Below are 21,727 nucleotides of genomic sequence, written 5' to 3'. Positions count from 1 at the left end.
GGGTGGGCTGAGGTGGCCAGTCTCAAGATACTAGTGGCTGAAAATCCGGTGAACTCATGGGTTCGACCGTCTTTGGGAGAGACCCCCTCATATCGACCAGGTAACGCTGATTGTAGGGTGCGGGTGCCGGATTGATCCGCGCCACACGAGCAGTGAGTTTTGCCGGTGCTTCCGAAACAGCCTGTAGGAGATCAGCAATCAGATATCGAGGGGCCCATCCAATCACGTGGTACTCATCCGAAGTTTGGAGTTGCAAGGCCACTCCAGTGGCCGGGTTATTGAGTTCAACCGCAATACGCAGTTCATCGCCTTGTTCCAGCGCAGAAAGTCTCTGGCGCGCGCTGTCGCTCACATGGCGCCAACCGTGTAGGAAAAATCCGCAGGTGAAGCTCCCGTCAACATTCTTCTGGATCTTTGGGAAGACCTCCAAATTGTCGGTCTGTTTCCTGCCGCCGGAAACAGCCAGAATCTCAGACGGAGTGGCCTCCGAAGTTAAGCCAAGCCGCTTCAAAATGTTGCCGTAATCGCGCCGTGCCCTGCTCGGCACGCGGTTCCGGAAGAGGGCAAATAGATCTGGCGACAGGTAATCGCCGTACATTTCCGGAAACGCGTCCAGCGGCTGGAATCCAGCCTTGTCCCGCGCCTCTTCGGCACCTCGGATGTATCGGAACCGATACCCCTTTCCTTTGCTGAGCGTGTCAAGCTGCCCGACAGGAAACCACTGTCGGGTAGCGGACTTTCCATCGTGCCCACCGTGTCGGTCCTGCCAGGCCAGGTACAACGTCTGATCCGTCATCATCGCACCAATCGTGAGTAGGTATGTTCGAGAAGGTTTCGCGCAAACCATCGATGCGCCTCTGTCATGCAGTCCGGCGGAACACGCTCCAAGGGAGCGGTAATAGCCTCGCGGCCGACGTCTCGCAGCCGTTTTAGCCAAGGATCGATAAATTGCGGCCACGTACGCTGTGCAAGCTCAGCCAACTGCAACGGATTAGCGCCTCTTCTGTCCCCCGTATTGCGAAACACACCGCCACGTCCACGTTTAGCGTACCAAGCAACCCGATCAATCGTCGTGTCGTTTTGCCAGTCGATCAACATGCTCCGCGTTAGCTCTCGCCCTAGGGATGAAGCGTGATCGAATGATGGTGCTATCCAGTGTTCGATCGAGTTATCGCCCTTCGTGCGACGGAACAGCGCCCAGTTCTCATGATGCCTGTCAGTATTCAGGATCAGTGCGTCCAGTACCAAATACCCGCCAATTTGGTGGTACGCTTCCGCCAATCGGGACTCATTACCCTGAATGCCATGCTGTACGGCGTGCAGGATATTCTCCAGGGTGTGCTGGTTCTGCTTATACCTGCGTTCGGGATCATAGGCTGGAATTTCACCTGCGAGGAGCTCATTTCCATGAACGAGCTCGACCGCTTCATCGGCAAGCGTTTCGAACATTCGAGACAGACTGCCCCAAGAATCGCCAAATCGGGCTAATTCGACCGGCGCATGTTGAATGCCGAGCCGTTGCGCGATTTCCGCAGCCAGTTTTTCCGACCAGTGCTCGCCAGTCTCCTCTCCATCGTTGACGCGGCTGAATTTGAACAGCCACGGCAGAGAATCGTCCGGACGATCTACCCAGAATTTGTCCTTGCTACCCATGGGCTCATCGTCGAGTGCCCAGTCGGCTTCGATGTCGATTACAGTGAACATTTCGGCATGGACACACGATGGGGCTGCTGTGCCCCGGCTGAGAAAGGGAAAACTGCACATCGTTACCGAAGATGCCGCATCCGGCCCGGCCACTCTACTCGCTTTGCGCTCACGGTGACGCCTCCTCGCACGATCGCGCCCCCGACCGGCGAGCTTGAAGTGTCCAGCGATAAAAGTAGCCCCTGACTCCGCCTAGCTTGGGCCACTATCATGTCCTATCCATCAACCTGCGGCGATCGACGCCCAATGTTGCTCGTGCGTGCCAACGCCATAGTCTGAGGGCGCATAAGCCTCGCAGACAAGCCTGGTTCGGAGTCGAGCCTGGCTCTTCGTTCGGGCTAACTTCGATCCACCTACGGCATCGCACGTCACGGTGGTTGCGTCCGTGGCCCGACTGCGCTAAGTGTGTAGTAATAGACGCAGAAACGTCGTGGGTAGTGTATGGGCTTCATCCTGACTCTGATCTTGGCCGCCTTGGCCATCTTCCTGTCCGCAGGGCTGGTGACCGCCGTCCGTCGGCATGGCTGGACGGTGGGCGTGCGGCGCTATGGCGCCGCGCTGGTCGGCTTGGGCTTGGGCGTTGGGCACGCTGTTGCCCGGCCAGCGCTGGACGGCCAGGAGGCCGCCGGCGCTTCAAGTCAGGACGCGACAGTGGCTGACATCCTAGGCGACATGATGGTCCCAGCCGAAACCCCTGGCTTTGAGGGTGGCGATGTACTGCCTGACCCCTATTCGGATGAGAACGTGGAGATTGAGGCACTCGATGGCAGGACCTATATCGGCGCCGTCGGGCCGGGACGCGAGGCGCCCGACGACTCGTGGACCCAACTCGGATGGAAACATCACAGGTAAAGGCGTCCTACCTTCCAACCCGCGCCGCAACTAGCGACGTCGGCTGCCTTCCATCGCTTTTCTCCCGGCAGCGGTCCCGGCGGCGCCCCCAACTTTGTCCATGCCGCCGCTGGTCTGATCTGCAGCGCCCATCGCGCCTTGGACCTTAAAGCCCGCCCATCCCACGAGCATGCTGAACAGCAGCGGAAGGCCGATGTGCAGGAACCCGATCGCCATGCTCAGGATGCTGGCCTTCATCCCCATGTCATTCGACAGTAGCGACCCGAAGCTCGATGCCATGTAATTACCCGTGGACGGATACAACGCCGCCATCATGTTGTCCTCCAGCCAGCGGCTGATCGTCCAGAGGTAGGTCCAGAACGTGATCGTGAGGATCGAGGCCGTCGCGATGAACACCGGACCCCAGGAGTACAGCGACAACACGAGCAGAATGGGGAGCAGCATGTAGATCCCCATGAGCAGGAAGCTCTGCACGATGGGCGCGGCCTCGCGGATGGTGAGCATCAGGGGGCCGTGGGAGAACATTTCCTGCTGAGCGATACCGAACGACGCCGCCATGCGGGAGAACACGCCGGCATCGGTATTGGAATTTACGAGGTCGCTGGTCGCAGTCGGGGCGTTGACTGCCGCTTGATCGACCATCCGTCGGATCATCCGGTCTTCGATCTCCTCGTCCGAGGTCCCGAAGAATCCGGATACCCGGTCCCGGATCCCCTCAAAGGTGCTGGTTTCCATTTCATCCAGGATCTGCTGCCGCAGACCGGGTCCTCCGTTCCCGCTCCACCAGTCCTCACAGGACGGCCGACCGTAAATCGGTTCCGCGCCTTCGTTGTAATCTGGATCGTCTCGGGCCGGGTTGTAGTCGAAGCCGTGTACGGGGCTGCCGGCCCTATAGCGGTCGTAGAATCCTCCGGTCTGCAGGTACACACGGGAACCGATGAACTCGGGATCGTCCGTGCCGTGCGTGGCCAGCAGTGAATCGACGTCCGGACGCTCTCGCTGGTATCGAGAGCGGGCCGGGATAAAGCACTCATTCGTGAATCGCTGGACGTTCTGCGCCACTTCGGGATCCGAGATCCGCTGTTCATCGATTGTCAGGCGTGTGCGCACCATTTCTTCCGGGCAACCGATACCGGCGATCGCCGCGCCGGTGATCCCCTTCGAGATCGCCATCGTCCCGTACCACCAGACCGGCACCGACGCGTTCGTGAGATCGAAGGCGTCCGAGTACGTGGTGTCCTCGATGCCGGAAATGCCTGGTGTCTGATTGCAGGTGTTCTCAAACTCCAGCTCACTGAGAGCGAGGGGCCAGATCGGCTGCGCAGCCAGCACGACGACCGAGAGCGCCTTTACGATCTCGACCTCCATCATGTGGACGGATTTCCGGCTCCCGGCCTTGGCCTCCTGCCCGGTGTAGTTGTCCACGAAGGCCCGGATCACGATGATCAGGAAGGGGATGAACGCAATCCCCGAGAACACCAGGATGTCCCACAGATTCTGAAACTGCATCCACCCAAAGATGGTGGTGAATGCTTCGAGGGGATGCCCAACGGTCATACCACTAGCTCCACGGCGCGGCCCAGCAGGTTCTGTCCCAGCAGAATTTCCAGGATCACGAGCCATCCCGCGACTCTCCAGCGCGCGTCCACCAGACGCTGTTGCGACTCCGCCGGCAGGTGCCCGCCGAGCCAGGTCACCCAGTACCGCCAACCCAGCACGACCGCCGCGATAAGCAGCCAGCGCCACCCGGCCAGCAGCCATTCAGCCCGGTCCAGTCGGGCGCGTACCGCCTCCGCCCCTTCGATCATGTTCCACGCGAGGCCCGCCACGATGACGATCGCAAAGGCCGCGATGACCCCGATCAGGAGGTGGCGCGGGATCCGAGAAATCATGGCCGTGGCACCACGCCGCCACGGATTGGGGCGGTCTCAATCGGTTGCGGGGACGGGGTGCCGCTGGATGCGTTGGTCCGGCGCTGTGCTTCACGCAGGATCGAGCTGGCCGTATTCGACACCACCGCCTGACGCGCCTCGATCTCCAGCATCAGGGTGTCGATCTCCGAGGTGATCTCCTCGATGCCGTCCCGGATGTCTTCGCGGGCGACGCCGGCCGCGTCGATCTCCGGTGCCTTCCGCCCACTCAGCAGCATGCGACGGGTCAGAAGGGCCTGCTCCATCGTGCGCGCGGTCGCAACTTCCTGTGCGAGTCGTCCTGTCGCCACCATCCGGTCGGATTCCGGGAGTTCGCGAAGCGACTCGATCAGGCCGCGTGACACACCCACGCCGGGTGCCGAAACGTCACGCAGGTTGTTTCGTGTCGGATTGGTCGCGCCCGAAACGAGCTGCATCAGGTCCTCGCGGACCTGCTGGTTGGTTTCTTCGAGGATGGGCAGGAGGCCCACGCCGGGGGTGGTCTCGCTTTCGCAGCCCTGGCAGGTGCGGATGTGCTTGTCCCCGAGCACCCGGGTTGCCCACTCCTGCGCCTCCTGTGGGCTGCTCCAGGTCCGCGCGAGGAGGGGCGTGTCTCCGCCCCCTGCATAGGGTGTTCCGGCGTTCGGGGGCCGGTCCAGGGTGATGTTGTAGCCTGCCTTGACGGTATCGCTGATCACATCAATCGGTTCTTGGCCCTGTCCACCACGCCGACCTCCGATCCATTCGGCCCCGTCGTTCCCGGCGTTCTGATCAATCTCCTCCTGGACCTGCACGATGTCGCCCCCGGAGCCCATGGCCGCGCGCCAGTCATCGCCCTTCGAGAGCGTGACCCACTCCTGATAGGGGTTGCGGCCGTCGGCGATGGCGGCTTCCATTTCCTCGCAGCTCTGCGTGGCGAGCGACAGCTCTTCCTCGGCTCGCAGCAGGTTGTTCTGGAACAGGTCGTACAGTCCCGGATTGGACCGCTGGAGCACCATGGCCGGCAGGGAGGCGATCGCATTCGTGGCGGCCTGGACCATCTGATCGACCATGTCTTCCATGCCCTGAGCGACTTCGTTCAGGGTGTTCTCGATGCTCAGCAGGGGATCGAAGCTGCCACAGCTATACCCCGCACTGGCCTCCGCGCCGAAGGCCAGCCGGGTCGTGGTGACATTGGGATTCGGGGCATTGGAAATGGGCTCGGCACCGCCCACTTCGTAGTACCAGAACCCGTCTTCGGACGGCACGAGGGCATGGCCGGCGGTAGGTCCCCAAAGCGCCGCGCAGGCTGTAGCAGCGATCAGTGTTTTCCGCATCCGCATGATCCGTCTCCTAGAACGTGACAGAGCCGAGGTAGACCTGGCCCCCGATTTCGCAGCAGTTGTACGGGCGCCAGAGCGTCCAGACGTAGTTGCCCTTGAGGTTGGTCTTGTCGCTGGACCAGCCCTCCTTGTCCTCGGTGTCGTCTTCCCCGAACACCTCGCAGGCGTTGGTCTCCGTGGGCATGTGCATCTGGAACGTGCCGGTCTCTTCGTCCCGCTCCACCAGTTCGGGGGGCAGCCACACGCGGTAACCGTCCTCATGCACCACGTCGTCGCCCGGGAGCTGTTCGTAGACATGCCCCGACTGGTCTTCCCGAGTGGTAATGTCGCCCGCCCGCTGCGCGACGATCGCGGCCGCCTTGGCATCCTCCGGCTGGGAGACATAACCCGACCGGGGGTACACCGCACCCCAGGTGTAGTCGTCCCACTCTCCGATCTCCCGCTCACCCTCCTGGAGCGATTCGGTGTAGAACATTTCGGGCACCGCGTAGCGCCAGGCGAGTACGCTGGTCGCGGACTGGTAGTAGGGGTGGAAGGCTTCGGCCGTGGCCGCGCCCGGACAAATGTACGGGACGTCGATGTACTCCAGGATCTCCATGAAGGGGTGTCCGACAACATCCGCTTCCTTGAATCGAAGCTGACGGGCATCGCGGGAATGGCGCCCCTCCAGCGTGTTTCCGCCTCCGACAAAGGCATCGAACGACAGGATCGATTCGGCGGCGGATTCCTGTGCGGACCCCAGCGCTCCCCGGATTTCCGCCCACGGGTTTTCGCCGGTGTTCTGGTAGGCCGAAATGACGGCGTCCGGGACGTAGTGCCGGATCCGTTCGGTGGTGACGACGCTGCACCCGGTAATGGTGCAGCGCAGCCACAGACAGACCCCGATGATCTCCCAATTCAGGCAGGACGAGAGGGCGCTGCTCGTCTGTGAAGTGATCTCGGCTGTGCTAATGGTGTCCGGATCCTCGGCCTTCGCGGGGCTGCCCACCAGCAGGCAGAGCGCGGCCACGATTCCGGCGCCGGTGCTGCGCATGGACCCCCGGATCATGGCCGCCACCGTCCATACTCGCGCAGGCCGCGCGCGAGATCCGTTGTGCCATACACCACGGCCTGGCCGTCGAAGACGATGGCCGGTACTTGTTCAATGTTCAGGCGATAGGCGCGCAGCAGCGGATCGTAGGCGGCTTCGAGATCCCGATGTGCCCGGGCGTCCAGGCGCTCCTGCGCGATTGAGGCCGCGGCCTCGGGGTCGGCTGGAAGCCCCTGACTCAGGGCCTCCGTTGCTCGGTCCACGGCGTCCACATGGTGGATCTCGACGGGGATCCCCCGGCGGTCGGCCGGCGTGGTGGACACGGTCGTACCGGTGGTCACGAAGACCTCGATCTGCCCCGGGTCGGCACCGGCGGGGCTGATCCCCATCAGGAGTAGAACGGCGATCATTTGTCGCATGAGCGGCCTCCTGCGCTGGATGTCGAGGGAAGGTGAAGCTGTGCCCGGAAGCGGCGCTGAGGCTCGTTCAGCATGCGCTCGCACACGCGGCCTTCTGCCTCAGCCAAACGGATCGCCATGTCCCGCAGCGGACCCGCGCGCACCTCGCCTTCCTCGAACTCACGCGCCAGCGTCTCGGGCGTGCGCCCGTACACGGTCAGCTCCATCAGAACGACGTCGCGTTGGGCATCGGTGAGCCAGCCGCCCTTGTGGATCAGCTGGCCCTCGCCCTGCAGAGGGAGGGTGTGGATCTCCAGTCGTTCCGGGCCACCCTTGTTCTCGGGCATCAGGAACAGGCCTTTGCGCCCCCCGGCGACCAGCAGCCATTCGGTCCAGGCGAAGTCGCTCGCCCAAAGGGTGTGTTGATTGATCACGATGCGTCCCCTCCGATCCGGCGCGCGACTTCTTCGGCGGCTTCGACTTCCGAGCACCCCAGCTCGTCCATGATCTTTCGGCGCTCCGATTTCTCGTGCTTCTCGGTCATCGCCAGGGCCAGGGCGATCGGGGGTGGGACGTTGCGGAACAGCGTTTCCACCTGGTCGGCCAGGACCACGCCCTCGACGTACTTGCCGGGTTCCTTGCGGGCTCCGAGCAGCAGGCTTTTCTGCTCGCTGGTGAGGTCCTTGAAGCGGGCGATCTGCTCGATCTCCTCCTTCGGCATCACCAGGCACATCCACCACTCCATCATGTTGAGCATCTTCCGGGACGCGTCCGGGAAGTCCTCCAGGTTCTGCGTGGCGATCCAGAACCAGGCCCCGAGCTTTCGCCACATCTTCGTGATCTTGACGACGTAGGGGGCGAGCAACGGATTGGTCGTGATCATGTGGCCCTCGTCGGTGAGCACGAGGGTCGGGCGTTCGGAGTGCTGGTGTTGCTCGACCAGGTCGTTGATATGGTTCATCAGGCCCACGTAGGCGACCGTGAGCTGATCCTCGTAGCCCTCGCGCGCCATGATTCCCATATCGACGATCGTTACGTCGGCCTCCGGCCAACGCTCGCCGGCCCGGTTGAAGACCTTGCCGGCGAACCCGTGACAGAACACCTCCATGGACTGCGCCATTTCGCTTACACGCTTGCGGCGTTCGGGGGAATCTTCCTCCTTCGCGACCTCGTGCAACCCGGCGACCACGTCTTCGGTCAGGACCTGTTCGCGCCCCGCTGCGCGGACGTTCTTGGCGGCACGGAGGATGCCGTTGGCGATGGCCGTGTTGTCCGGGCGGCGCATGTGCGCCTCCTCGCGCGGATCACCCCCGGTGATCATGATCTTCGCCGCGATCTGCATTTCGCCGAGCAGGTCGCGCCCCTCCTCGATGTCGTCCTCGTCGTCTTCGTCGGGGTTTTCTTCCTCGATCTTCTTGTCCACCAGGGGGTCGTCCAGGAGCTGGGTCGCCGCCGCGAACGGCGGCAGGCTGACACGCTCCTTGGGGTTGAGGGAGACCTGATTGACCGAAACGCCCCGGTGGTTCAGGTACTGACCCAGCAGACCGAACGAGTTGCCCGCCTCGATGATGAAGATCCGGGGGCGGTAGACCGCCACCATCTGGAGGATCAGATAGGTGAGCAGGGCGGATTTGCCGGCCCCGGTGGGGCCAAGGATCAACGCGTGGGCGTTCTTCTTCCGATCCGAGGGATGCAACGGATCGAACATCAGGGGCTCGGCGCCCCGGTTGTAGAACAGAAACCCGGCGTGGTCCGTCCCCTTCGTGCGCCCGTAAAGGGGGAGCAGGGCGGCGAGGTGGTCCGCGTACACGTAGCGGCTCCGGCGCGTGACGCGCTCCAGGGTCGGGTCATAGGCCATCGGGAGCGCGCGCAGGTAGGTGTCCAGCGGGAGCAGCTCGGCCTCTCGGGTGATGATCTGGAGGCCGTTTGCCACCAGACGCGAGGCTAGCTCGTTGCGCCGGCGCACCAGCTGCGTGTCGTTCTCCGCGCGGATATAGAAAGCGATTTGGGTGGGGTAGAGCTTGTTGCCTCGCGCGAGTTCTTCCTGCGCCGTCTCCACCTCCTCCAGTGCCAGCCGCGATTCGATGTTGTCCCCACGGGACGCGGCGTGGATTTGCCCGATGTGGTTGGAGACCTGGTCCTGCGGCTGGATGGTGATCGTGACCGAGAGGATCGTGCCTTCGGGGGCGCGATCGAACAGCGCATAGATGTTCTCGCCGGCCTGGCGTTCCGCCGTGAAATGCCCCGTCTTGGGCGCCTGACGCAGGCTCTGGACGTTCAGGACCGCATGGGGCATACCATCGAAGCGCCAGACGCCGGCCTCGGCATCCGACACCGGCATCGAATAGGTGAACAGTTCGGCCAGGTCACGGCCGAACGGGAGATCCTCGTCACCCGGGTAGGGGGCGACGTTCAGCAGCTTCTCCGGGTCGCCATCGGCCACCTCGGGACGCGGGTTGAACCACGGGACGAGCCACTCATATAGATCCTGCGCCTTGCAGCGCTTCACGCCGACCCCGACGGCTTCCAGGGAGGTCGCCCATTGGGCGGCGACCTGGTTGAGCGTCTCCTCGGGCGACAGGTCGCCCGAGATCGAGCGGCGGTACAGGCACGCGCGCACGCGGCGTTTCTGCCCACGCCACGCGCCCCCGGTGACCTGCTGATCGACGAAGAGGCCGCCCTCCTGCGAGATCCGGTGCAGATGGTCGTCCACTTCCGCGAGGTAGGCGTCCCGAAACGGATTGTCCTCGGACCGCTCGCGGGCATAGGCCCGGATATGGTCGGTGACACCTCCAAGCGACGGGTCGTCCTGCACGAACACCTGCAGCACCCAGGGAGAGCCGTCCACCTCGGGGACCGCGTCGGTCAGCGCACCCTGGATCTGTTGGCGCAGGTCCTCCATGTATTCGGGCGTGCGCGCCTCGGAGCTGGCCGGGGTCAGCTCGAACAGGGCGCCAACGCTGTTTTGGTCCTCCAGGAGGAACACCTGAGTCGCCGGGTCGTAGTCCGTCCACGGGAGCAGGTCCGTGAACGAGTTGGGCCGGCGGTAGAGGTCCTTGACCTCGGCCTGTGTCACCGGCCGCGACCCGCCCAGGTTCGGGTCGGGCCCCTGGTTCTCGTCTTCATCCCTTGCCGAACGGCCGGGGAGGAGCGAGGTGAGCATCTTCAGCATCATCGGGCTCCCGCCTCTCCGGGGAGTGCATAGTGGTGGCGGTCATACATCGGGAACGACGTCGAATACCCGGGCACGGGCACCTCGTCGCGACCGGCCAGGTGCGGGTACACGAACATCACCAGGGTCGGATTGGGGACCCGACTGAAACGGGTTTCGATTTCGTCGTGGGCGGACCGGGTGTAGCCCGCGAGATCCGCCGTGCCGTCCTGGACGTCTCGGCCGATCGGCTGTTGCAGCGCCTGACGCGCGGCATCGACATCGGTGCGCCCCATGGACTCGAAGTGTCCTTCGTACACCTCGTCCATCGTGGGGCCGTCCTTCGGGATCACCTTGTCCGCCGAAGTGGAGGCGCAGCCGGCGGTCAGGACCGCACTAATCAAGAGTGCGATGGGTAGAGCGGCGCTCGAACGCTTCATGGGAGACCCTTCTGCCTTCAAGTTCATAATCGATCCTCAGTTCCCGGTCGAGGTGGATGGCGACCGTTTCGCCGGCGGGGGCGAAGACCGCGTCGAAGTGGCTTTCCTGGCGTTCCCGCAGCCACTGGGCGAGTTCGCGAGCGGCGCCGGATGCCGCGCGGCCGGCGATGAACTCCCCGGTGTCGCCGGTGACGATGTTCTGCGTGAATCCCTCCTGCCCGACGATCTGCGTGGTCTGAGCGGCGGCGGCTGCGTCGGCGGCGGCCTGCGCCGTGACGATGCCGGTGGACTGCGCCAGATAGGCCGCTGCATTGGAAATGCGATCGCCCGCAATGCAGGGCACGCCCCGCTCGTTGGAGATCCAGCCGAGGGCGTCGCCGGAATCCCCGTCGGGGTCCGGCAGGGTGCGCACGGTGCCGTCCTGGAAGACAAAGGTGACCGACTCCAGCGACCCACGGACGCAGGACAGCGTCCAGTCGCCAATGGCCGTGCCGGAGAAGATCATGCCTTCGATGTTGGGGATCTCGATGTCGTTGGCGGCCAGGTTGCGTTCGCCCACGATCACCTTGAATGGCACCGGGTCCTCCACCGTCCCGCCGTGCGGTACGCGACCGATCAGGGCCGTCATGGCGGTCGAGCCCATCAGGGTCGAGTTGCGTGGCACCGTGTACCGGGGATCTTCCTCCGGCGTATCCGTGCCGGTGGCGCGCGCCGCCGTGTCGCGCGCGCTCTCCATCCCGGCGGCGCCGCGATCCCGGATGGTGCCGGCCACCGACCGGCTGCGATCGAGGAGCCCGCCCCCTTCTTCTTCGGGGTCATAGCCCACGGGATTCGTCCAGCGCAGGGTGTCGGCGGACTCGGGTTCGGCCGTGCGCGTGCGGTCCTGAATGACCGGGGCCTCGTCTTCCCGGATGCCCAGCCCGATCGGAATGTCGCTCCCGGGCACCAGGTCGGGATCTTCGTCGCGCTGCTCCAGCTGCTGCCCCATGTCCTGTACGCGGGAACTGAGCTGGTCCATGCGCCCGAGGAGTCCCTCCAGGTGGCTCTGGCGCTCGGGGTCCGGCTCCTGCCGTGCTTCCTCGGCCAGCTGCTCGCGCATCCGCTGGTTGTCTTCGCGCAGTTCGCGCAGCTGTCGGCGCGTCTCGCGCTGCTCGGCCGTCAGGGTGCGGATGGTGTCGGTGGCGGTGTCCGCGTCCGGTTGCGCCGCCGCCTGTCGCTGGTCCAACGAGTCCGGTGCCTCGGCCGTCGGCTCGGTGCCGCACGAGCGCAACATCACCAGGATCATCAATACCCCGACGGCCAGGCCGATGATCGGCAGGAGTCGATTGCCCTTGGTGGAAACCATCAGCGCACCCCCCAAAAGCTCTCGTCAAAGGGGCGGTCCGACACGACATACACGGCGGTCGTGTCGGCTTCGTGGCCGGCCGGGTGCAGCCGCGCATGCTGAAAGGTGGCCGTCAGCCAGTCGCCCCGCAGGTCGCGGGGGTCGAGCGTGACCGGGGATTCCGTGGCGTTGCGCAGCTTGACGGCGGTGACATACCAGCGCCCGCCACGCCAGGCCGCGAGCGGTTCGGCGGTGACGGCCGCGCCCCGGACCAGCCGGACCGGTTCCCGGTTCAGCGAAACCTGGCGCACGCCGGGCATCTGCGGGGCGAGCCGGCTGGGGCCATACAGGGATTGGGACGCGAATCGCGTCAGCGCCACGTAGTCCAGGTTCTGGTGGTCGGGTTCGGCGTCGGGGACGTCCGTCGCGCGGTCCCGGCGGCTCCCCGGTCGATGAATGACGACCTCGTTGGCGCGCGCCCCGTCTTCGGCCGAAAGGTCGAGCATGAACGTCGCCCCGGACTCGACATCGGCAATGACGGCGCGGGCGGGGCCGAACGAGGATTGCGCCTTGAGGTACACGACCCCGTCGTTCGAGAACACGCGGACCTGATCATCAATATGGGGTGGGAGCCCCACGCGGACGTGCCCTGCGGGGAAGCGAATCAGCCGCTCCTGCCCCACGGGCAGGGTGACCTGGACGGGCGTGCCGTCCCACGTAATGCGGTCGGGGCTGTCGTCGGCGGTGGCCGACACCGGGCCCGCGAGGGCCGCGATAAGGGCAATGGCGAGGATCGGGCGCATTACTGCTCCTCCTCCGGATCGATGCGATAGGGGTCTTGGGCGAAGCCCGCGAGGGCGAGCCCCCAGGGGTTCGATTCAGGGTCGATGTCGTAGGCGATCACCCGCAGGGGGTAGCGGATGAAGACCTGCTTGACGCGCTCGCCGTCGATGCGCTCCTCGACCTCCACGTCCAGCCATACCGTCCACGTCCCGTCCCCCGTGGCCTGCACGCGGTCCGGGGTGTAGCGCAGGCCGTCGATCTCCCGGATGAATCGGCTGCGATCCCGCAGCTCACCGCGCCGCTCGCGCTGCTCGCGGTCGGCTTCGAGGGTTTGCTGAAACCGTGGAGTCAGGAACGCCTGCAGCGACCAAAGGTTGTCCGGGTAGTCCGCGCGCCCGTCCTCGGGCCAGCGATGGACCTGCTGCCAGATATAGAACGCGAAGGTGTACACCGACGCGGGATGCACCTCTCCGGCTTCCAGAACCCCGCCGGTGCGCAGCTCCGGGGGGATGTGCACCGTCAGACGGTCGGGGGCCTGCTGCCACCCCCACCACAGGCCGAGGGCCACGAGCGCCATGACGCCGATGACGCCCCGGAGGGTGTTGATGTGCGATCGGGCGCTGTCGAGTTCCTTGCGGTATCTCACGAACGTCTCCCCAGGTCCCAGGTCCCGCTGCGTAGCGTCACCGGGACCTTGCGCAGGCCGCTCCGGTGAAGGGCGAGCATGGCGCGTTGTTGGTAGTAGCCGGTGGGGCGGCCCCGCTTGATCTTCTGGAAGATCGTGGCGGTGATGAATACGGTCCCCAGCACGGCGATCGCCGCGAATCCGACGCCCATCATCGGAGCGCCGACCACGAAACCGAGCAGGATCCCGACGGGTAGCCAGCCGATCACGGCGAGCACGAGAATGGCGAGCAGCTCACTGGAGGAGCAGCCGCGAAAGATGGGCGGCTCCTCGTTAAGCCGCTCGGCCATTCGGTTTTCGAGTCCGGGTGTCGCCACGCGGCATTACTCCATGATCGAAATGGCCTGATTGACGAAGAAGCTCAGGACGAGGAGCACCACGGCACCCACCACGCCAAGCAGACCCACCTCGCCCCATTCGGCCTTGCCTTGGCGGGCCTCATTGAATTTGGTCAGCGCGGTCCAGGACACCCACAGGAAGGAGGCGACGGCGATCAGCGTGCCGAGGACGATCGCGCCCTCGAAGATGTAGCCGCGCATGACGTCGATCCAGTTGCCATCCTCGAACCCTCCGTCGGGCTCGGGTGCCGTCGGCAGGTTCTGCGCCCAGGCGGGCGTGGAGTGGAGGGCGACCACGACTCCAGTCATAAGGATGTGGCGGGCGCGGGCCCATTGGCGTTTGCAGGTATTGAGCATCGGAAAGTCCTCCTATGGACGGATGAAGTAACCCACGAGCATCACCACGACGGCGGCCCGTACAGAGACCCAAAGCAGGTCGAACATGGGTGTCTCGCGATCGCTCCAGGCGCGGAACTGACCCATCACGACCCACATGAGCCAGATCAGATAGGTGACCGCGACAATGGCCGCGATCGCGAGCCCCAGGTCGGCGCCACTCGCGCCGGCCCACTGCTCGAACTGACTGGAGGCATCGCCGCTCACCGGCGGTAATCACCACTGAGGGGCTCGACCCGGCGCGGTTGGGCGCGCGGTGCCCGGAGGTGCTCCTCGATGCCGGCCTGCACCCGCTCCAGGTCGTGGCGCAGCCAGTCGTACTGGAAGCGAATCCGTGCGTCGGGTTCGGCATGGGCTTCGGCCTGATCAACCAGCGCGTGCAGGGCCTGGATCTCGTGAGCGAGTCGGCTCAGGCTCTCGCGTTCCGCATCGCGGTCGGCCAGGGCCGCCGGTGTGAGGGTGATCATCACCACGCCCGTAGCGAGCGCGACAAGGGTCCTGTGCATGGCGTATGACTCCGAGGCGTTAGCGTGAGCCACAGTCTTCTGATTCCCGGCCGTGGCGACTACGAAAAATCCTCAAACCGATCGCGAGGGTTTTTCGGGCGCCATGGGTGAAACCCCTGCGCCGTACTATTCGAGCCTTCCGAAAGGGCGGGTTTGGCGAGGGTGAAACGCGGGTGGTTCGAGCGGGCCACATCGCAAGCCCGAGCGGGAGTGCGGCGCCGAACGTCGGTGGTAAGGGGTTTGGCGTCCGGCCGTCCGGGGGTGGAGAAACGCCCTGCGCTCGTGACACTCGCAGGGGCGGGTGGGGTTCTCAGAGGTATTTCTTGAAGCTCGAAGCCGTAATGGCGATGGTGATCGCATTGAGCAGGGCGAACGGGAGAATGACCCAATTCGGGTGGACCGAAAACGGCAGGGCGAGGTAGACCACCCAGGCCATGGCGATCGAGGGCGCCATCAGCCGTTTCGCGTGGTGGTAGACGAACGACGATTCGCGGCCACCCCCCCAGCGGCGGAGATCGCGCTGCACGAGGCCATCGACCAGGGCCACCATGGCGAACAGGACGAACACCGGCATGGCGAGGGTCAGCACTCCCAGGCGGAGGGCGAAGACCTGCGTGATCGCCATGCCGGCCAGGACATACGGCTCAATGGAGTGATACCCGTTGCGCAGGGAGTGAACGATCCGGCCATCCTCGGGGTGCGCGGGAATCGACAGCCACTCCACGAGCGAGTGGATCCCCGTGTACTCGAACAGGAAGCGATAGGACATCTCCGCGAAGCTGCGCGCGTAGCTCCCTGGATCCGCGGTCAACATGGACTGACGAAAGTCCTCGTTGAGGTAGCCGATCTCGCGTTCGAGCATCTGCTGGCTGTGCTGGATGCCTTGCTCCGGCCAGATCCACGTCATGCCGACCCATTCCGCCACCAGGGAAAACAGCAACGCCGCGAGCAACCACAGGACGAGCTGCCCCGCGAGGTTCAGCGTTCGCCCGATCAGCCCCGGGTCGCGCTGCTGCGCGGGGTGACTCGATCTCTGCCGGCGCGCGCTCGCCATCAGGCGGGTTCCTGCGGGGCGACCGGCATGGCGGTGTCCTGCCACCAGTGCTCGGCGGTGGTGTAATCGCGCTGCATGCGCTCGGCGATGTCGGCGAGCGACCCGGGCATCACCGGATCCGCTGTACTGTCCGGGAGCGGCATACGGATCTTCCAGAGCTGCCCCCCCTCGATCAGGGCGAACGCCTGACCCTTGGGCAGGGTGACGATGTCGGACGGCGTGAGCAGCGGGACCTCGGTCACCGTGATGCGGTCTTCGTTGCGGCTGGAGAAGTGCTGGTCCGATTCTGGATCGGCCGAATCGTTGGTGCCGGACACCTGCATGAGCGTGTTGATCTCGACCTGCGGAAGCTGCTCCGTGAGCATTTCGGCCGTCTCGTACTCCTTCACCCGCAGCATGACCAGCGTGTTGAAGTTACCGGCAACCTGACCGGCCTTGGGCTTGGATCCGATCCGGGCCTCGACGTCGGACCAGGTCTGCGTATAGGCCGTGACCTGAAACCCCGCTCCACCGGCCTTGTTCAGCAGGGGGATAAACTCGTCGCCGATCAGCTCGTTGAACTCGTCGGCATGCACGTTGACGGTCGGGAGCCCCGACCGACCACCATCCGGCAGTCCGTCGTCCTGCCCATGCTTGTACAGCTGACCCGCGACGGAACAGAGATCCGCGAACATCGAGTTGCCCACGGCCGCCGCCACGTCCGCATCCGAGAGCGCGTCGAGGCCCACGTAGACGATGCCGCCGGTGCGGATGATCTCCCGCCAGGAGAAGATCGGGCGAGGGTCGTCGGTGTCGAGATAGTCGGGGGCGATCAGCTCCGCCGTCTTGCCGGTGGTCAGCTTTTCCATCAGGGGGAGCAGCGAAGCCACGATCTTGTCGAAATAGGTCTTGTCGTACTCGAAGGCGCTGCGCAGGCCGTCGGCGACCGGGTCGAACAGCCCCTGCTCCTTGGCGTAGAGCATCAGGGCGACGGCACGCTTGTCCCGACCCTGCAGGTTGCGCGGTAGCTGGCGTTCGTTGGTGTTGGCCTCGCGCCGCCCCACTTCCTCTTTCCATCCTTCGGGCGCCACGCTGGGGAGCCAGTGCTCGTAGTATTCGATCAGCAGCGGCTCGATGTAGGTGATGTGCCGGAGGATCTGTTGGTAATCCGGGCGTCGGCCCAGCGCCACGATCGCCTGAGACACGATGTTCACGAATCGCCACGCGAACTCCTTGAAGGCGGCACTGTTGCCTTCGCTCGGGAGCTGGTTCGAGACACGGGTGGCGACCTCGGTAATGCGGCTGAACGACCCGACGGCGTTGTAGCGTGCCGAGTGGTCGGGGTAGCCCAGGTGAAACATATAGAACTGGTCTTCGCGCCCTGCGCGCCGGGCCTCCGCATACATCCGCTTGAGCAGCTCGGCATCCCCCTTGGGGTCGATCACGATGGTGACGTCGCCGCGCCGGATGTCCTGAGTGATCAGGACTTCGGCCAGTCGAGTCTTGCCCACTCGGGTCGTACCCAGGACGAGGGTGTGCCCCACGCGCTCACCGAGATCCGTCCAGGCATCTTCCTCGTCCGGCTCGACCGCATGTAGCGCGGGTTTTCCACCCACGGGGGGCAGGGGTGCCAGGGGGTTCCACCAGGCCCGGGTGCCCAGTGCGCGTGCGATACCGCGTAGCCCGGGGGTGGACTCCCACTGGACCTCCTTGCGGCGGGCCCAGCGGTACAGGTGGCCGGGATCCACGTAATGCTGGACCTCCGGTCGGATCGTGTCCCGCAGGCGCTGCGTGTGCTTCTGTGTCCAGCGGAACCCCCGTCCGAGGTAGAGCTTGCGGCGCGAGACGGGGATCTGTTTCGCGCTCATGGAAAACTCGGGCAGCTGTCGGAGATGGCGGTGATACCGCACGATCCTCCACCCCTGTCGCGCCCGGTGCACGGCCAGTGCCCCGAGCATCGCCGCCGCGACCCAGGCGATCGAGGGCGTCATCATCAGGGCCCAGGGCGCGGCGACCGCGATGACGGCGGCGGCGCCGGCCACAAAGGCGGAGTAGAACTCGACCGGCGGCCGTAGCAGGGCCTCGACGGGCAGCTGGCTCATTGTTCGATCCCCTCGCGCGAGATCAGGACCGGGTAGACGTCGAGCTGCAAACGCTCGGCGAGATCATCGCCGTGCGAGAGCTGGACCGGGATCCCGTGCGCGGTGTCGCGCACCCGTTCGAGGTCGTCGGGGGTCTCCGCCTGAACGAGCATGCACACGGCCCCCGCCTGCATGAGCGCGACCCGGTGGAGTTCCAGCCAGGCGAGCGATTGCGGATCCGAGCCCACCAAACAGAGTGGACGTGGCATGTGCTGAAGCGTCTCGCGGACATGCGCCGGCGGCTGTCCCTGCAGCGGTGCCACGCGCAAGCGGGACGGTTCGATGGGCAGCATGCGCTCGGCCGCGTCGTTCAGCGGGGGGAGTGCGGCCGTATTGCGAGGTGTGGGCTCTTCGGCGCCCTCCAGGCGCTCCAGGTAGGGGGCCGCCGGACGGCCCTCACCCGTATCGAGGATCACCTCCATGGCCTGCGCAGAGGCAGAGACGAAGAGAAGGGGCAGCAGGGCGGCCAGGGGGGACTTCACGATCACGGCAGAGCATCCAGATGGTGTTGGACGCGGGCCCGGTGGCGGGCGGCGTTGGTGGTGTTCGAGGGCGCGTGATAGAGGCCGCTGGCTTCCAGCCAGTGGCCGCTGCGTTCGTACTGCTCTCGCAGGATCGCGGCACCGATGTGGAGGTTGCGATAGGGGTCGAGGGCCCGCGCCGGGTCCTGGAGACGAGCCTCGTGCCAGCGCCAGTTGACCTGCATGAGTCCTATATCGATGTTCCGCTTCCCGGCCGCGAGGTGGCGCTCCAGGGCGTCCAGCGCCTCCCGGTACGTGCGGTATCGCTCCGGCCGTCCACCCACGTTGAGGGTCCAGGGCCACGGCCGCGCCGCACCCGTGGACAGCCGTGCGCCGGACTCGGCGGCGGCGAGGGCGTACAGGACATCGGCCGGAACACCCTCGGCCTGAGCGACGCGGTGGTAGCCTTCAGGAACGCCGGCTACCGCTTGGGTCGCGAGCGTTAGGGCAAGACCGGCTGCCAGCGCTGCCCGGATTGCCGCAACAGCGAGGGCGTGTCGTGATCGGCCAGCGTGCCGTCGTCGTGATTGAGGGTGATACGACCGGCTCGCACCAGGTCGATCGGGACCGCGTTCTCCGCCGCCCATCGGCGCACCTCCTGATCCGCATCGGTATCCGTCAGAAAGACGTCCAGCCGCCACTGTGCCCCGTCCTGCAAGCGCTCCACGGCGCGTTCCAGGATGTCCCCGCAGCGGCCGCAGTCGCGGGCGGCGACCAGAACCACGCGATCGTCCGCACCGAGGTCGTCCAGGGTGGGGGTCCTCGGCTCGCTGATTCTCGGCTCGGCCCCGTCCGAAGCGCCGGACCGATCACGCGGCTCGATCAGCACCCGATCCGGGTAGAGGCGATCCCACGCGGCATCGTAGGCATGCTGGAAGGCCAGTTCTCCGGTGACGCGATCACGCTCCTGCTCCACGGCCAGCTCGGCGTAGTACCGACGTTCGCGCTCGGTCTCTGCATGAATCCCCAGGACCCATATCGGGTCCAGATCCGGCGACCAGAGTCCTCGTGGCCCCTCCATGATGGCGTCGTAGCGTTCCCACTCGGCGTCGGAGAGATCCCAATGCTGTGTCCGGGCCGGCACCGTTTCGACGCCTTCGGACGCCCGGGCCTCGGTGCGGGTCGCGTCGGACTCGACCGAACTGGCCTGAACGGTGCCGGAAAGTCCGACCGCGACCAACAGCGCGATCACGGAGGAGCGAGACCGGGTCATGGGTGCCCCCGCATGCAGGGGCGCCCATCAATGAAATAGACCCGCTGTTCCCATGTGGACGACAGATCGGCTTCGACCCGAGTCCGCTCGGCGACCCGGTCAAGGCAGGTCGGGGGTGGCTCGGGAATCGCGACGGGCTCGACGGGGGGCGGATCGGGTGCCACCTCGGGTTCCGGATCGTGCGTGGCCGCGATGACGCCGACTCCAATCAACAGCAAAACGACAGCTCCACCCATGATGGTCTCCTGCTCCTACTCGTCGTGGATGGCGAGGGCGTGCATGAACCCGCGTGGATGCCGGAGGACCGCGACGCCGGCATCCGGATCAAGGCTTTCCAGCGTCCATTGCCCATAGCGCCCACCCACGCGGATACGCTCGCGGCCACTCACGCCTTCCAGGATGGCGAAGTGGCGAGCCCCCCAGTGTTCGATACCCGTCAGGGTGGCGTTCGGTTCGGGGGTTTCAGGCGTTTCCTCCAGGCGGGCGACGCGGCGCTGCGTGGCGTTCAGATCGCCCCTCAGCGCCTCGATGGGCTCCAGGGCCTCCGAGGATTCCACCTCGGCGCGCAGGTCCATGAGTTCACCCTGCAGGGCCTCCAGTCGGTCGGTCACGGCCTGATCCGGTCCCTGGTGGTCGAGCGCGGACTCCAGCCCGTCGAGCTTCTCGCGAAAGTCGCGTTGCTCGGAGCGCAGCGCGCGCAGATCCTCGTCCTGACTGGCGACCCGTGCCTCCAGGGAGGCGAGCAGCATTTCCAGTTCGTTGAAGTGCGCTCCATCTGCCTCCGCGACCGGTTCGGCCGGCACGGGCTCGGGTTCCTCGGTTTCGGCCCCTCCGCCGCCGATGAACATCAGGAGCAACCCCGTTACGGCGGCGAGGCCGACGACCGGCCCCGCGATCTTGAGCCAGCGCGGGATGGGCTGAGGCGCTGGACGATTGTCCGACTTCTCGTTCGTGCTCATTGATCACCTCGCGGAATCGACCGGGCGCGGGACGGGGCATACCGGGCGGCGACCTCGTCGCTGGGGATCTCCAGTTCGGCGCCGGTGCGGAGCTGATTCGGGTTCGGCGCATTGGCCGGGAAGAACGCGTGCGGGTTGGCCTCGAACAGCGCGACGGCCATGCGCGTCGGCTGCTCCGGCGAAACCGCCTCGGCGATGGAACCGAGGGTCTCTCCGCGCTGAACCGGACCATACAGGCGGGCTGTTGGGGGCTGTGGCGCGAGCACGTCGCGCACGGTGTCGGCTTCGATCGCTTGGCCGCGCGCCCGCGCGGACTCGGCGTAAGGCGCACGCGGTTCGTAGGAGATTTCCCGCATGGCGGGATCGACGACCAGGCGCCAGGTGGGGCCGGCGAGGGTGGTAAGCGCATTCTCAAGGCTCAGGGGCCCCAGCTCTCGATGCACCTCGGGAAGCGGTCGGGTCAGGAGCACCCGCATGGCCGGGTCCGCCTTGGCCGGCTCCTCCAGTTGATACCCGCTATGTGTCAGGAGGTAGGTGAGCGCGGAGCCGACGTGCTGGATGTCCGAGGGAAAATCCATCTGGACCGTGACCTGCAGGGGCTGCACCTGCTCGGGTGCGGGCGCATCGGTGGCGGTGAGGTATCGACCCACCTGAATGTCACTGGCCGCAGCGGTTCCCCAGGAGGTGAACGCCAGCGCCACAAGGAGTGCGGGTAACCGTTTTCGCATGTCTTGCCTCGCCTGCTTGGAATAAAGGCCCGCGCCAACGGAGGCGCGGGCACCAGCCCTACGGGGGTATGGGCCGCCCGCTGCCAAGGCAGCGGACGTCGCTAATTCTCCGGGTCCCGCGTGTAGCGGCTACGAAAAATCCTGAAGCGAGCGCGAAGGGTTTTTGAGTTATCCACAAAAACCGGGGGTAACTGCATGGGAAAGAGGGGGAAGAAAGCGAGGGAACAAGGACTTGCCAGGCGTGGGCAAAACGTAACCAGCCACCCCGGTTGGGTCGGGGGTGGCTGATCCGC

Annotated in this window: 26 protein-coding genes; 1 reads left to right on the top strand and 25 read right to left on the bottom strand. The window is 65.4% G+C overall.

The genetic code is table 11. The features are described 5' to 3' along the window. Positions 1–22: 22 nt before the first annotated feature. Both F792_RS14115 and F792_RS14800 read right to left on the bottom strand, forming a co-directional pair. Positions 23–799 (bottom strand): hypothetical protein, encoded by a 777-nt coding sequence (locus F792_RS14115; protein ID WP_018168734.1) that lies wholly within the window; start codon positions 797–799, stop codon positions 23–25. Continuing rightward, on the bottom strand, positions 796–1,704 hold the full coding sequence (locus F792_RS14800; protein ID WP_156000291.1) for a HipA domain-containing protein: 909 nt from the start codon (positions 1,702–1,704) through the stop codon (positions 796–798). The genes F792_RS14115 and F792_RS14800 overlap by 4 nt, the downstream gene beginning before the upstream one ends. A 441-nt stretch (positions 1,705–2,145) precedes the next feature. Between F792_RS14800 and F792_RS14305 the strand changes: the two genes are divergently transcribed. After that, complete coding sequence (locus F792_RS14305) at positions 2,146–2,556, top strand: hypothetical protein (RefSeq protein WP_018168732.1); 411 nt, start codon at positions 2,146–2,148, stop codon at positions 2,554–2,556. Positions 2,557–2,586: 30 nt separating this feature from the next. Here F792_RS14305 and F792_RS0105580 read toward each other — a convergent pair whose 3' ends face one another. The 23 genes from F792_RS0105580 to F792_RS0105470 form a co-directional block, all read right to left on the bottom strand. Further along, positions 2,587–4,113: a conjugal transfer protein TraG N-terminal domain-containing protein gene (locus F792_RS0105580; RefSeq protein WP_018168731.1), complete on the bottom strand. Its 1,527-nt coding sequence runs from the start codon at positions 4,111–4,113 to the stop codon at positions 2,587–2,589. Next, entirely contained in the window at positions 4,110–4,448 is a 339-nt protein-coding gene (locus F792_RS0105575; RefSeq protein WP_018168730.1) for a hypothetical protein, read from the bottom strand. The genes F792_RS0105580 and F792_RS0105575 overlap by 4 nt, the downstream gene beginning before the upstream one ends. After that, a complete protein-coding gene (locus F792_RS0105570) occupies positions 4,445–5,713 on the bottom strand; it encodes an integrating conjugative element protein (protein ID WP_018168729.1) in 1,269 nt (422 codons plus the stop codon). Before F792_RS0105570 ends, F792_RS0105575 begins: the two co-directional genes overlap by 4 nt. Before the next feature lie 85 nt (positions 5,714–5,798). Next, the gene (locus F792_RS0105565; RefSeq protein ID WP_026305911.1) at positions 5,799–6,821 is read right to left on the bottom strand and encodes a TIGR03756 family integrating conjugative element protein; all 1,023 of its coding nucleotides are present in this window, start codon (positions 6,819–6,821) and stop codon (positions 5,799–5,801) included. A gap of 11 nt (positions 6,822–6,832) precedes the next feature. Further along, positions 6,833–7,228: a TIGR03757 family integrating conjugative element protein gene (locus F792_RS0105560; protein WP_018168727.1), complete on the bottom strand. Its 396-nt coding sequence runs from the start codon at positions 7,226–7,228 to the stop codon at positions 6,833–6,835. Beyond that, positions 7,225–7,650: a hypothetical protein gene (locus F792_RS0105555; RefSeq protein WP_018168726.1), complete on the bottom strand. Its 426-nt coding sequence runs from the start codon at positions 7,648–7,650 to the stop codon at positions 7,225–7,227. The genes F792_RS0105560 and F792_RS0105555 overlap by 4 nt, the downstream gene beginning before the upstream one ends. Beyond that, positions 7,647–10,388, bottom strand: a complete 2,742-nt coding sequence (locus F792_RS0105550) for a conjugative transfer ATPase (protein WP_018168725.1) — start codon at positions 10,386–10,388, stop codon at positions 7,647–7,649. Before F792_RS0105550 ends, F792_RS0105555 begins: the two co-directional genes overlap by 4 nt. Then, positions 10,388–10,807 (bottom strand): TIGR03751 family conjugal transfer lipoprotein, encoded by a 420-nt coding sequence (locus tag F792_RS0105545; RefSeq protein WP_155987714.1) that lies wholly within the window; start codon positions 10,805–10,807, stop codon positions 10,388–10,390. Before F792_RS0105545 ends, F792_RS0105550 begins: the two co-directional genes overlap by 1 nt. Beyond that, the gene (locus tag F792_RS0105540; protein ID WP_018168723.1) at positions 10,764–12,167 is read right to left on the bottom strand and encodes a TIGR03752 family integrating conjugative element protein; all 1,404 of its coding nucleotides are present in this window, start codon (positions 12,165–12,167) and stop codon (positions 10,764–10,766) included. The genes F792_RS0105545 and F792_RS0105540 overlap by 44 nt, the downstream gene beginning before the upstream one ends. Continuing rightward, on the bottom strand, positions 12,152–12,934 hold the full coding sequence (locus F792_RS0105535) for a TIGR03749 family integrating conjugative element protein (RefSeq protein WP_018168722.1): 783 nt from the start codon (positions 12,932–12,934) through the stop codon (positions 12,152–12,154). Before F792_RS0105535 ends, F792_RS0105540 begins: the two co-directional genes overlap by 16 nt. Further along, entirely contained in the window at positions 12,934–13,560 is a 627-nt protein-coding gene (locus tag F792_RS0105530; protein ID WP_018168721.1) for a PFL_4703 family integrating conjugative element protein, read from the bottom strand. Before F792_RS0105530 ends, F792_RS0105535 begins: the two co-directional genes overlap by 1 nt. Beyond that, complete coding sequence (locus F792_RS0105525) at positions 13,557–13,889, bottom strand: TIGR03750 family conjugal transfer protein (protein WP_018168720.1); 333 nt, start codon at positions 13,887–13,889, stop codon at positions 13,557–13,559. Before F792_RS0105525 ends, F792_RS0105530 begins: the two co-directional genes overlap by 4 nt. Before the next feature lie 33 nt (positions 13,890–13,922). Beyond that, a complete protein-coding gene (locus F792_RS0105520; protein ID WP_018168719.1) occupies positions 13,923–14,294 on the bottom strand; it encodes a TIGR03745 family integrating conjugative element membrane protein in 372 nt (123 codons plus the stop codon). 12 nt (positions 14,295–14,306) lie between these two features. Beyond that, positions 14,307–14,540 (bottom strand): DUF3262 family protein, encoded by a 234-nt coding sequence (locus F792_RS0105515; RefSeq protein WP_018168718.1) that lies wholly within the window; start codon positions 14,538–14,540, stop codon positions 14,307–14,309. Then, positions 14,537–14,839: an RAQPRD family integrative conjugative element protein gene (locus F792_RS0105510; protein ID WP_038084421.1), complete on the bottom strand. Its 303-nt coding sequence runs from the start codon at positions 14,837–14,839 to the stop codon at positions 14,537–14,539. Before F792_RS0105510 ends, F792_RS0105515 begins: the two co-directional genes overlap by 4 nt. A gap of 310 nt (positions 14,840–15,149) precedes the next feature. Then, positions 15,150–15,893: a TIGR03747 family integrating conjugative element membrane protein gene (locus F792_RS0105505; RefSeq protein WP_018168716.1), complete on the bottom strand. Its 744-nt coding sequence runs from the start codon at positions 15,891–15,893 to the stop codon at positions 15,150–15,152. Continuing rightward, entirely contained in the window at positions 15,893–17,974 is a 2,082-nt protein-coding gene (gene traD / locus F792_RS0105500; RefSeq protein ID WP_018168715.1) for a type IV conjugative transfer system coupling protein TraD, read from the bottom strand. The genes F792_RS0105505 and traD overlap by 1 nt, the downstream gene beginning before the upstream one ends. Further along, positions 17,971–18,483, bottom strand: a complete 513-nt coding sequence (locus F792_RS0105495; RefSeq protein ID WP_026305910.1) for a PFL_4695 family integrating conjugative element protein — start codon at positions 18,481–18,483, stop codon at positions 17,971–17,973. Before F792_RS0105495 ends, traD begins: the two co-directional genes overlap by 4 nt. 14 nt (positions 18,484–18,497) lie before the next feature. Continuing rightward, a complete protein-coding gene (locus tag F792_RS14515) occupies positions 18,498–18,896 on the bottom strand; it encodes a transglycosylase SLT domain-containing protein (protein ID WP_156000315.1) in 399 nt (132 codons plus the stop codon). 80 nt (positions 18,897–18,976) lie between these two features. Beyond that, positions 18,977–19,747: a TIGR03759 family integrating conjugative element protein gene (locus F792_RS0105485; RefSeq protein WP_018168712.1), complete on the bottom strand. Its 771-nt coding sequence runs from the start codon at positions 19,745–19,747 to the stop codon at positions 18,977–18,979. Then, a complete protein-coding gene (locus F792_RS0105480) occupies positions 19,744–19,983 on the bottom strand; it encodes a hypothetical protein (RefSeq protein ID WP_018168711.1) in 240 nt (79 codons plus the stop codon). Before F792_RS0105480 ends, F792_RS0105485 begins: the two co-directional genes overlap by 4 nt. Before the next feature lie 15 nt (positions 19,984–19,998). Then, positions 19,999–20,706 (bottom strand): hypothetical protein, encoded by a 708-nt coding sequence (locus F792_RS0105475; RefSeq protein ID WP_018168710.1) that lies wholly within the window; start codon positions 20,704–20,706, stop codon positions 19,999–20,001. Continuing rightward, the gene (locus F792_RS0105470) at positions 20,703–21,407 is read right to left on the bottom strand and encodes a hypothetical protein (RefSeq protein ID WP_018168709.1); all 705 of its coding nucleotides are present in this window, start codon (positions 21,405–21,407) and stop codon (positions 20,703–20,705) included. The genes F792_RS0105475 and F792_RS0105470 overlap by 4 nt, the downstream gene beginning before the upstream one ends. Between the last annotated feature and the right edge of the window lie 320 nt (positions 21,408–21,727).

It is taken from the genome of Thioalkalivibrio sp. ALMg9 (assembly GCF_000380625.1).
Classification (GTDB): domain Bacteria; phylum Pseudomonadota; class Gammaproteobacteria; order Ectothiorhodospirales; family Ectothiorhodospiraceae; genus Thioalkalivibrio; species Thioalkalivibrio versutus.
This window is presented reverse-complemented; position numbering and strand designations above follow the sequence as displayed.